This window comes from Nostoc sp. UHCC 0252 (genome assembly GCF_034931145.1).
Taxonomy (GTDB): domain Bacteria; phylum Cyanobacteriota; class Cyanobacteriia; order Cyanobacteriales; family Nostocaceae; genus Nostoc.
The window spans coordinates 1-11111 of record NZ_JAYGHE010000123.1 but is presented as its reverse complement, the minus strand read 5'-3'; the positions used below and the strand labels follow the sequence as shown (position 1 = coordinate 11111).

The 11111-nt window shown below is 44.6% G+C and carries 11 protein-coding genes; 6 read left to right on the top strand and 5 right to left on the bottom strand.

Going from position 1 to position 11111, the window contains the following annotated elements; translation table 11 throughout:
- On the top strand, positions 1 to 473 hold a 473-nt coding region (locus VB732_RS34225; protein ID WP_323235267.1), incomplete at its 5' end, for a tetratricopeptide repeat protein.
- Between the two features lie 173 nt (positions 474 to 646).
- Positions 647 to 1483 (top strand): SWIM zinc finger family protein, encoded by an 837-nt coding sequence (locus VB732_RS34220; protein WP_323235266.1) that lies wholly within the window; start codon positions 647 to 649, stop codon positions 1481 to 1483.
- 46 nt (positions 1484 to 1529) lie between these two features.
- Here VB732_RS34220 and VB732_RS34215 read toward each other — a convergent pair whose 3' ends face one another.
- The 4 genes from VB732_RS34215 to psbD all read right to left on the bottom strand — a co-directional run bounded on the left by VB732_RS34215 (position 1530) and on the right by psbD (position 4942).
- Complete coding sequence (locus tag VB732_RS34215; RefSeq protein WP_323235265.1) at positions 1530 to 2174, bottom strand: Uma2 family endonuclease; 645 nt, start codon at positions 2172 to 2174, stop codon at positions 1530 to 1532.
- A 21-nt stretch (positions 2175 to 2195) separates the two neighbouring features.
- Positions 2196 to 2381, bottom strand: a complete 186-nt coding sequence (locus VB732_RS34210; RefSeq protein ID WP_323235264.1) for a PCP reductase family protein — start codon at positions 2379 to 2381, stop codon at positions 2196 to 2198.
- A 130-nt stretch (positions 2382 to 2511) separates the two neighbouring features.
- Positions 2512 to 3903, bottom strand: a complete 1392-nt coding sequence (gene psbC, locus VB732_RS34205) for a photosystem II reaction center protein CP43 (RefSeq protein WP_323235263.1) — start codon at positions 3901 to 3903, stop codon at positions 2512 to 2514.
- Positions 3887 to 4942: a photosystem II D2 protein (photosystem q(a) protein) gene (psbD, locus tag VB732_RS34200; protein ID WP_179066789.1), complete on the bottom strand. Its 1056-nt coding sequence runs from the start codon at positions 4940 to 4942 to the stop codon at positions 3887 to 3889. The genes psbC and psbD overlap by 17 nt, the downstream gene beginning before the upstream one ends.
- Positions 4943 to 5621: 679 nt before the next feature.
- Here psbD and VB732_RS34195 point away from each other — a divergent pair.
- From VB732_RS34195 to VB732_RS34180, 4 genes are all read left to right on the top strand, one after another.
- The gene (locus VB732_RS34195) at positions 5622 to 6191 is read left to right on the top strand and encodes a photosystem I assembly protein Ycf4 (RefSeq protein ID WP_323235262.1); all 570 of its coding nucleotides are present in this window, start codon (positions 5622 to 5624) and stop codon (positions 6189 to 6191) included.
- Positions 6192 to 6316: 125 nt separating this feature from the next.
- Positions 6317 to 7099, top strand: coding sequence for a peptidylprolyl isomerase (locus tag VB732_RS34190; protein ID WP_323235261.1), 783 nt, complete (start codon positions 6317 to 6319; stop codon positions 7097 to 7099).
- 54 nt (positions 7100 to 7153) lie between these two features.
- A complete protein-coding gene (locus VB732_RS34185; RefSeq protein WP_323235260.1) occupies positions 7154 to 8296 on the top strand; it encodes a beta-ketoacyl-ACP synthase in 1143 nt (380 codons plus the stop codon).
- A gap of 131 nt (positions 8297 to 8427) precedes the next feature.
- Positions 8428 to 9717: a Glu/Leu/Phe/Val dehydrogenase gene (locus VB732_RS34180; protein WP_323235259.1), complete on the top strand. Its 1290-nt coding sequence runs from the start codon at positions 8428 to 8430 to the stop codon at positions 9715 to 9717.
- 133 nt (positions 9718 to 9850) lie between these two features.
- Here VB732_RS34180 and VB732_RS34175 read toward each other — a convergent pair whose 3' ends face one another.
- Entirely contained in the window at positions 9851 to 10969 is a 1119-nt protein-coding gene (locus VB732_RS34175) for a Gfo/Idh/MocA family oxidoreductase (RefSeq protein WP_323235258.1), read from the bottom strand.
- Positions 10970 to 11111: the final 142 nt, after the last annotated feature.

Below are 11111 nucleotides of genomic sequence, written 5' to 3'. Positions count from 1 at the left end.
AGGAGCGGTTGTCCCAGGAGACGTTAGCAATTTATCGAGAGTTGAAGGATGAAGAATGTGAAGCGATCATCCTCAACGATCTGGGAGGAGTTACCCAAAAACAGGGACAATATGATCGCGCCGAATTCTACTACAAGCAAGCGTTGGTGATAGAAGAAAAGCGTGGTGGTAAAGCGATGCAAGTAGCTTATCTAGGCAACTTGGGAAATCTAGCCCTTGAGCGCGATCACCCTACAGAAGCCCGCCTTTGGTACGAGCGTGGGTTAGCCCTGGCGCAGGAAGTGGGACGGCAAGATTTGGTGGCTCATGCTCAATCTGGTCTGGCGCGAGTTCTGGAAAAGGAGGGGCACTACACAGAGGCGCTACCTTTGGCACTGGCTGCTCTGAAAATCCAAGAGCGCCTGCGTAATAAGGGCTTGGATTTTTCGCGCCAATTGGTTGAGCGGTTGCGGCGCAAGGCGGGGATGGAATAATTCGTAATTCGTAATTCGTAATTAATTTAAGGTTTTCCGTCCCAGTGTCAGACTCCCAATCTTTAGGCGTACTATTTGCGAAACTGATATGCTCCCAACGAGAAACGTCATAGTCTGAGATAACTGTCACAAAATGATATCAACCCATTCATTCCATAATTCTAAATTGACTTATGACTGATTACACATTACAAGCAAGTCGAGAATGGTGGTCACAACAATGGCTAGATTTGCTAGATTCCTATCGCTTTAAGAAGCGTTTAGAACGTGCAAGAAATTATGCTCGTCAAGGAAATGTTCTCAGTATTGAATTTAAAGGTGCAAAAGTATTAGCTAGGGTGCAAGGCAGTGAAGTAGAACCTTATAAAGTTTCCCTTTCCCTTGAACCATTTAGCGATGAACAATGGGGTTATGTAATTGAAACCATGTCCCAAAGGGCAATTTTTGCTGCCAAGCTACTAGCAGGAGAAATGCCACAAAATATAGAAGAAGTATTTACGGCTAATGGTCTTTCGATATTTCCATTTACCCTTGGTGATGTCCAGAGTAAATGCTCTTGTCCTGATAAAGCAAATCCTTGTAAACACATTGGTGCATTGTACTATCAGTTAGGCGATCGCTTCAGTGAAGACCCTTTTGTACTATTTCAATTGCGCGGACGCACCAAAGAGCAAATTATCAGTGATTTACGACAATTACGTAGTGCCAAGGTTAAACCAGATACCACAGAAACGCCCGATATTCAAGAGTCAATTCCTAATAATAAATACTCGGTAAACATCGATTCTTTCTGGCAATACAATGAGCCACTAGAATCATCATTGGTAGTGATTGCGCCGTCCACTAATGAGATGGTATTAGATGTATTAGGAGCGATACCCCTAGCGAAGGAAGAGGAAAATGCAGTAAATTCAACTTCTAGTGATGTGGTAATGAAGTATTTAAATACAGTTTACAGAGATGTGAGTCAAAAGGCTTTTTTAGCAGCAATGAATGTGGGAGGAAGCTAATACTAATTCGTAATTCGTAATTCGTAATTCGTAATTCGTAATTAGGTTAACTGGGTAGTTCACCCTTGCCGCCTTTTCTCACCCATTCGCGTACCACCTGACGAATTGCGCGTCTGCCATCTGCCCGATTTTGCTCAATCAGTTTTGGCAGATATCGAATTGCTAAATTAGGAAACACTAAACTCTTCTCTGACTCGACATATTCCCCATTTTGCAGGTGATAAATCTTGAGTTCACCGGAGTCATAACACCAGAGTTCTGGTACTCCGAGGCGGGCATAAATGGGAAAACGATTTAGAGATTTATTGGTAATATCAATTTCTAGTGCCAAATCAGGCGGTGGGTCTTGTTTCAAGTCCAGATCCAATCTACCCCGAATCGCAGCTTCATTCTGGAAATAGAAGCAATTATCTGATTCTACCCCTACCATTCGGCTTTCTCGCTTCCAAGTAGTCGAGCCATAACTTTCATAGTCTATAGCCAACTCTTCAGCGATGTCTTGAACTGCAATACTAATTACCTCTTTGTAATATTCGTGTTCAAGTAAAGGTGTCATAATTTCTAAGGTAGTGCGATCGTAAGCTAACCGTGCTGCCCGATGCTCTCCTAAACCCTTTAGAAGATTTTCAAACTGTTGCCAGCTAATGTCGTAAAGCATTACTCGGTCTGCTCGATTCTTGGCGACTGTCATTGTTACGACCTCCAGAATGTTTTATTGTCCAAACTCCAGCCTAGCCTGTTCTACCAAATCGGCTGTCACAATCTCTTGATTTGCTTCACGAGCCAGCTGTTCAATTCTGGCTCTTGCTTGAGCGCGGACAAAAAAGGGAATATTTTGTAATTTTTCTTTAGCTTCAGATGTCCACCGCAAAGCATCAATAAAATTAGAGTCGCTCATAGTATTAATTACCTTGGTAAGTTCCTCAATTTAATCAGCAGATTACTAATTTTCCTATAAAAAAAGCCCTTGCTTTTATGCAAGAGCCTCTAAATTATTTAGTTGTCAGTGATGAAAGAAACTTTATAACCTAATCTAGGTCGTCCATGAACATCACTGGCTCAGTATCACGGTTAATTCCTTTCTCAAAACCACCAGCCGCAGCCCGTGCGCGACCAGCGTGCCACAAGTGACCAACTAGAAAGAAGAATCCTAGTACGAAGTGAGAAGTCGCCAACCAAGCGCGAGGAGATACGTAGTTGAAGGAGTTAATCTCGGTAGCCACACCACCCACAGAGTTCAAAGAACCCAGAGGAGCGTGGGTCATGTATTCAGCAGCGCGACGAGCTTGCCAAGGCTGAATATCGTTCTTGATTTTTTCCAAGTCAAGACCATTGGGGCCACGTAGAGGCTCCAACCAAGGGCCACGGAAATCCCAGAAGCGCATGGTTTCACCACCGAAGATGATTTCACCAGTTGGAGAGCGCATCAGGTATTTACCTAGACCTGTGGGGCCTTGGGCAGAACCGACGTTAGCACCCAAGCGTTGGTCACGAATCAAGAAGGTCAAAGCCTGAGCTTGAGAAGCTTCTGGGCCAGTAGGGCCAAAGAATTCGCTGGGATAAACGGTGTTGTTGAACCAAACAAAGATGGATGCAATAAAGCCCATCAGTGAAAGAGCGCCCAAGCTGTAGGAAAGGTAAGCCTCACCAGACCAGATGGATGCACGACGCGACCAAGCAAAAGGCTTGGTAAGAATGTGGAAAACGCCGCCAGCAATACAGATAAAGGCAATCCAAATGTGACCGCCGACCACATCTTCTAAGTTATCAACGCTGACAATCCAGCCTTCGCCACCGAAGGGAGACTTGATTACATAACCGAAGATAACTGCTGGGTTCAATGTTGGATTGGTAATAATCCGAACGTCACCACCGCCTGGTGCCCAGGTGTCATACAAACCACCGAAGAACATTGCTTTTAGAACCAACAGCAACGCACCACATCCCAAAATAATCAGGTGGAATCCGATGATGTTGGTCATCTTGTTCTTGTCTTTCCAGTCGTAACCAAAGAAAGAAGAGTATTCTTCTAAGGTTTCTGGGCCACGAACGGCATGATAGATACCGCCAAAGCCAAGGACGGCTGAGGAAATTAGGTGGAGTACGCCGACAACAAAGTAGGGGAAGGTGTCGATAACTTCACCACCAGCACCAACGCCCCAACCCTGGGTAGCGAGGTGAGGTAACAGGATCAAGCCCTGCTCGTACATGGGCTTTTCGGGAATGAAGTGAGCGACTTCAAACAAAGTCATCGCTCCTGCCCAGAATACAATCAAGCCAGCGTGGGCAACGTGAGCGCCCAAGAGTTTGCCAGATAGATTGATTAAACGCGCATTACCAGACCACCAGGCAAAGCCAGTAGATTCTTGGTCGCGTCCAGTGCCGCCTAATATATTTGGTCTATTAGAGAGCGTTACCACGTGGTAATACCTCCTCAGGGAATACAAATTGTTCGTGTGGTTGATCTTGAGGAGCCATCCAAGCGCGGATACCCTCATTCAGCAAAATGTTTTTGGTATAGAAGGTTTCAAACTCAGGGTCTTCCGCCGCCCGTAATTCTTGGGAGACGAAATCATAAGCCCGCAGGTTGAGTGCTAAACCGACGATGCCGACGGCGCTCATCCATAAACCTGTGACTGGCACGAACAACATGAAGAAGTGCAACCAGCGTTTGTTTGAGAAAGCAATCCCGAAAATCTGTGACCAGAAACGGTTTGCTGTCACCATTGAGTAGGTTTCTTCAGACTGGGTTGGATTGAAGGCGCGGAAGGTGTTAGCACCATCTCCGTCTTCAAACAAGGTATTTTCGACTGTGGCTCCGTGAATAGCACACAATAAAGCGCCACCCAATACACCAGCAACACCCATCATGTGGAAGGGGTTGAGTGTCCAGTTGTGGAAGCCTTGCAAGAATAGCAGGAACCGGAAAATAGCCGCTACACCAAAGCTGGGTGCAAAGAACCAGCTTGATTGTCCCAAGGGGTACATCAGAAATACACTGACGAATACTGCAATGGGAGCGGAGAAGGCGAGGGCGTTATAAGGACGGATACCTACTAGACGCGCAATTTCAAATTGGCGCAACATGAAGCCAATCAAACCGAAGGCTCCGTGTAGGGCCACGAATGGCCACAATCCACCCAATTGGAACCAACGGGTGAGGTTGCCTTGAGCTTCTGGCCCCCACAACAGCAATAGGGAGTGTCCCATGCTGTCGGCGGGGGTGGATACTGCCACTGTTAGGAAGTTAGCTCCTTCTAGATAGGAGGAGGCTAACCCGTGGGTGTACCAAGAGGTAACGAAGGTTGTGCCGGTCAGCCAACCGCCTAGTGCTAGGAAGGCGCAGGGGAACAATAGTATCCCTGACCAACCTACGAATACGAAGCGATCGCGCTTGAGCCAGTCGTCTAGAACGTCAAACCACCCTCTACTGGGCGCACGTCCAACTGCGATGGTCATCGGACTAAAATCCTCTTTTTTTACTAAAATTGCAACGTTTCTAAAGCAGTACGGAGAACCAATGTCACCGATTGCCGTGAGGAATTAACGTTTTTTTTGACAATCTCAACTGCTTTTAAGTAACTGAGATTCTGAGAGCTTACTGACTAGTTAAGTCATTATTTCTCAGGGTTATGCCATTACACGTACCATCGGCTAGTAATGTAGCTTGTGGTAACTTAATGATTCTTAACTTATCACACTACTCAGGGTTTTTGCCTGATACACAGAAGCAAATTAGGCATGAAACACGAACCTTATAAATAATATGAATATCAGAAATTTTACAATTTGACACAACTTTTCTCAGAAATGTAAGAAAATTTAGTCTAGATGGACGTAAGTAGGTAACTCATTCCCAAGAGGTCAAAAAGAGGCAGGGGGCAGGAAAGGGAGAATTTTTATCGGACAATGAGTAAAAAAATTATAACCGTGCCTTAACAAACAAATTATATGGGTAGCAGGAGGGAGGAGCGCAAGCCGAGTTTTTGTCAACAATCTTTGGTAAAATAATCAAGCAGCAGACCCTCTAAAGTGTTCTTTAGTTGAATAACTAACCTTCAATTTAGTCAAGTTCTGTCTAGTAGCATTCAGTGTGCGAGTATTTCACAGCGAGTATCTCACAGGCAATTGTAGTTCAATGACGACATCAACAACGATTAACAAAGGCGATCGCCTCCTGCATCAAAATGTTCTCGGTTCTCGTCGGTTCAGTAACTACAGCTGGGCAACTATCGTTACCTTGGGAGCAGGCGGCTTTTTACTGGCTGGGATATCGAGCTATTTAAAAGTTAATTTACTCATAGTTTCCGATCCAACTCAACTGGTATTTGTCCCCCAAGGACTGGTGATGGGGTTATATGGCATTGCTGGCTTGCTATTAGCCACATACTTGTGGCTAGTGATTTTATTGGATGTGGGTGGCGGTTACAACGAATTTAACAAGGAAACCGGCACAATCAAAATCTTCCGTTGGGGTTTTCCTGGCAAAAACCGCCGAATTGAGATTGACAGCCGTATAGAAGATGTGCAATCCGTGCGAATAACTGTAAAAGAAGGTCTTAATCCCCTACGCGCACTCTATCTACGCATCAAAGGGCGGCGAGATATACCCTTAACACGGGTTGGGCAACCTTTATCTTTAACAGAATTGGAAACAGAAGGCGCAAAGCTAGCCCGCTTTTTAGGAGTATCACTAGAAGGGCTTTGATTAATGGGGAAGAAGCAAGGGGACAAGAAGTGAGAACTTGAAACAAGTCTTTCCCCAATTCCCAATTCCCCATTCCCAATTCCCCTTAAAACGATAAGATACTCTGGTTAAATCAGTAACTGGCAATGCGGTTAAAAATTTCACAATTTTTGCTTTCTCTTGTGCTTATCGGTGCTGTGATGCTGGGAGGATGTTCAACACAGCAGGTAGCTTCTGATACGTCTTCTCCAAGCTCGACAGCTACCTCAACTACCCAGACGACTACTGAAGCAACGTCTATATCTCAAACTAGTAGTGATATTCCTGAAACCGCAGGTCTACCGCGTCTTGAAGGCAAGGCTACCGTGGTGATGACGGTAAAAGGTTCGCCCATTACTATCGAGGTAGACGGCACTAATGCCCCCATAACAGCTGGCAATTTCGTAGATTTAGTGCAAAAGGGTGTTTACGATGGTTTAGCTTTCCATCGAGTTGTACGCGAACCACAACCGTTTGTAGTTCAAGGGGGCGACCCCCAAAGCAAAGACCCGAAAGTTCCAGCCGATAGACTGGGAACGGGTAGCTATATTGATCCAAAAACGGGAAATGCTCGCTATATACCTTTAGAAGTTAAGCCAAAAGACTCGGATACTCCGATTTACAATAAACCTTTTGATGCTACTGCTCAACCCGTCATATTGCCCCATAAACAGGGTGCAGTAGCGATGGCGCGATCGCAATCACCAGATTCTGCTTCTGCTCAGTTTTACTTTGCTTTGGCGGATCTAGGCTTCTTAGATGGGAACTACGCCGTGTTTGGTAATGTCACTCAAGGCTTGGATGTAGTGAACAAAATTCAGCAAGGCGATCGCATTGACTCTGCTAAAGTCACCCAAGGGGCTGAAAATCTGAAAACACCAGGGCAGTAGGAGGAAGGGGGAAGGGGGAAAATAACTACTAACTCCTAACTATTAACTCCTAAATTGGTAAAGGTTGTTATCACTGGTATTGGTTTAATTTCCGCCTTGGGCGGAAGCTTAGAGGACAGTTGGCAAAATTTGATTGCAGGTAAATCTGGAATTCTGTTGCATCAACCATTTCCAGAACTTTCACCACTTCCTCTAGGTTTGATTTCTCAACAACCATCTGAGTTGACAATGTTAACTCAGATGGTTGTTGCTTCTGCTTTGCAAGATTCTGGGTTAGTTTCACCTTTAGCTGATTGTGCTGTAGTTATTGGATCGAGTCGCTCTTTTCAAGCGTCTTGGGAAATTCTGGCGCGGCAAATGTATGAAGATGCGGCAAATTTGTCGGTTTCTTCTTTGGGAAATTGGCTAGATACATTACCTCATATCAATGCGATCGCAGCTGCAAGACAAATCGGTGCATCAGGAATAGTTTTAGCACCAATGGCAGCCTGTGCAACTGGAATTTGGTCTATTGCCCAAGCAGCTTTACTGATACAAACTGGGCAATGTCAACGAGCGATCGCAGGTGCAGTGGAAGCACCAATTACACCCTTAACTTTAGCTGGATTTCAGCAGATGGGTGCTTTAGCGAAAACTGGGGCTTATCCCTTTGATTTGCATCGAGAAGGCTTAGTTTTGGGTGAAGGCGCAGCTGTGTTTGTCTTAGAATCCGCAGAGTTGGCAAAACAGCGTCAGGCAAAAGTGTATGGTGAAATTCTCGGTTTCGGCTTAACTAACGACGCATATCATAGTAATGCACCGGAACCTGAAGGGAAAAGTGCGATCGCAGCTATCAAACAATGTCTAGAACGTAGTTGTCTAACACCAAGCGATATCGATTACATTCATGCTCATGGTACAGCTACTCAGCTAAATGACCAGATGGAGAGTATAGTAATCCAGCGTTTATTTCCTCAAAGCGTGGCAGTTAGTTCTACTAAAGGAAGTACAGGTCATACACTAGGAGCATCGGGAGCATTAGGTGTTGCTTTTTCTCTCATGGCATTAAAGCATCAAATATTACCACCTTGTGTAGGATTGCAGCAGCCAGAATTTGATTTAGAGATTGTTACAGCAGCACGCCTCAGTAAAATTAGGCAGGTTTTATGTTTGAGTTTTGGCTTTGGTGGACAGAATGTAGCGATCGCATTAGCTTAGTTCCTATAGCAGAATAGAAAAAATAAAACTGTAACAAAAACTACAAAATTCCCACTTCTCCCAAAAAAAGGATAAGCTAGTTACAGAATGATATCCGGTTCGTAAAGATACCGTGATTAGGAGAAAGTTTTATGATTTCAAAATCACCGCTACCGCTAGAACCTGCTTCTCCAGCGCATATATGCCCATTTGACCAAGCCTGTAGCTACTTAGAAGCAGCAGCTAAAGAATTAAATTTAAATCAGGGTTTGCTGGAAATCCTCAGCCATCCGCGTAAAGTTGTCACAGTTTCCATTCCCGTGAAACTAGATGACGGGGAAATACAGGTTCTCGCTGGGCATCGGGTACAGCACTCCGATGTTTTAGGCCCCTATAAAGGCGGAATTCGTTATCATCCGGCTGTGACATTGCGCGAAGTATCGGCTTTGGCAATGCTGATGACCTGGAAATGTGCATTGTTAGGTATTCCTTATGGTGGTGGCAAGGGCGGCATTCCCATAGATCCAAAACGCTACAGTGTTGGCGAATTAGAGCGAATTAGCCGCCGTTATATTAGCGAGTTGATTAAAGATATTGGGCCTTCCGTAGATATTCCTGCGCCAGATATGGGAACTTCTGCCCGTGAAATGGCTTGGATGATGGACACTTACTCTGTAAATGTCGGTCATGCTGTACCAGGAGTTGTGACTGGGAAACCACTTTCCATCGGTGGTTCGCTGGGGCGAGAAATGGCAACTGGACGCGGCACGATGATTATTGTGCGTGAGGCACTAGCAGATCGAGGTAAATCCTTGGTAGGAGTAAGAGTAGCGATTCAGGGTTTTGGTAATGTTGGTGGTGCCGCAGCTGAATTACTACATGAAGCAGGCGCGAAAATTATCGCTGTTTCAACAGGCGCTGGGGGAATATTTTCCGAAGCTGGTCTTGATATTCCGGCGTTGAAAATCTACGCTGCTGAAAACCGTAAGAGTATTGTAGGTTTCCCACAATCTGTACCGATTAGCAATGCAGATTTATTAACTTTACCCTGCGATGTCTTAATACCAGCAGCTTTAGAAAACCAGATCACACAAGAAAATGTGAATCAGGTGCAAGCGCAAGTTGTCGCAGAAGCAGCCAACGGCCCGGTTACTCTTGAGGCTAACTTGGCGTTAGAGGCGCGGGGTGTGACAGTACTACCAGACATCTTGGCAAATGCTGGCGGTGTGGTAGTCAGTTATTTGGAATGGGTGCAGGGTCTTTCCTACGTATTCTGGGATGAAGAACGTGTCAACCGTGAAATGGAGCATTTGATGGTACAAGCCTACCATCGAGTGATCCAACAATCTAAGAAGCGGCAAATTTCTTTAAGATTAGCAGCTTACACTTTAGGAGTGGGTAGAGTTGCTCAGGCGCTGACTGACAGAGGTCTTTATCCTTAGATGTAGGAAAATCGCTATATTACACCAAGTCAAATAATCTTTGCGACACATCAATTATTCGTAAGGGCACAACAATGTTGTGCCCTTACCTATCTGGCGCATTCTTTTTTCAAATTGGTATTACACTGTACTCCTACTCACCAGAAGGTGAGGCAGCATGGATTAAATCTGGCTTCTTCTCAGTAGGAGGAAGTTCAATAGCTTGAGCCGAAGTAGGGCGTTGATGGCGATCGCGGGTTTCTATCTGTACAGGTTTACCCGTCTCAATTGATTTGTAAAGAGCTTGAATGATAGAAACATCAATCAACCCTTCTGTCCCAGATGGCTCAGGGTCTTTATCTTGCAGAATACAATCAGAGAAGTAGGTAAATTCAGCTGCTATTTGATCGTGAGCCTCAAAAGTACGCTCTTGAGTTTCACCATCAATCGTCAAGTAGTGCTTCAGTTCTCCCTGCCAAGTATAGGCAGATTCTACTCGCAAATCTCCTTTAGTACCTACAACCTGATAAGTTGAAACTTTTGCGCCTCCAAAGCTACAAGTAAATGTTGCCAACCGCTCATTAGGAAAGCGCAAGGTAACACTAGTCATTTCTTCCACTTCGCTGAAACGTTGTTCTCCGTTATTGGCAGCAACAGCAAATACTTCAATCGGTTCATCTTGAAATAGGTAACGTGCAGCGTTAATGCAGTAGATACCAATATCATAAAGCGTCCCACCACCAGTTACATCTCGTAAACGAATATTGCCCTCTTCTACTTGCTGACTAAAAACTGAGTTGAAAATACGTGGTTCACCAATTTGCTTTGAGCGCAGAATTTCGACTGCTTGTAAATTTGCTTCATCTAAATGTAAGCGATAGGCAATCATCAGCTTTACGTTATTATCATTGGCAGCTTTAATCATTGCCTCACAATCTTCTTCTGTCACTGCCATTGGCTTTTCACACAACACATGAATTGCCTGATTAGCAGCCCTCACAGTGTATTCACAATGCAAGTGATTGGGTAACGCAATATAAACTGCATCAACCTCGCCACTTGCCAAGCAATCCTCATACTCATCGTAGGAGTAAGTATGCTCTATACCATACTTTTTGCTCAGTTCCTCGTTTTTAGTGGGGTCATCTGAAACCAGTGCCACTAATTCTGAGTTGTCGGCGTGGGTAAAGGAAGGTAAGGCAGCTTCTTGGGCAAACCAACCTAAACCAACAACGGCGTAACGAATTTTGCTCTTACCATTTGTAGCAGTCATTTTTTTACTCTCCAATGAAGGGATATTTAGTTAAGTTGAATGCCTTAATTACGTGTTAATAATTGCTAACTGTTTATACAAACACTTAAAAGAAAGTGCATTGCTACATTGCTAATGCAGCTTCTACATTTGAAATTAACTT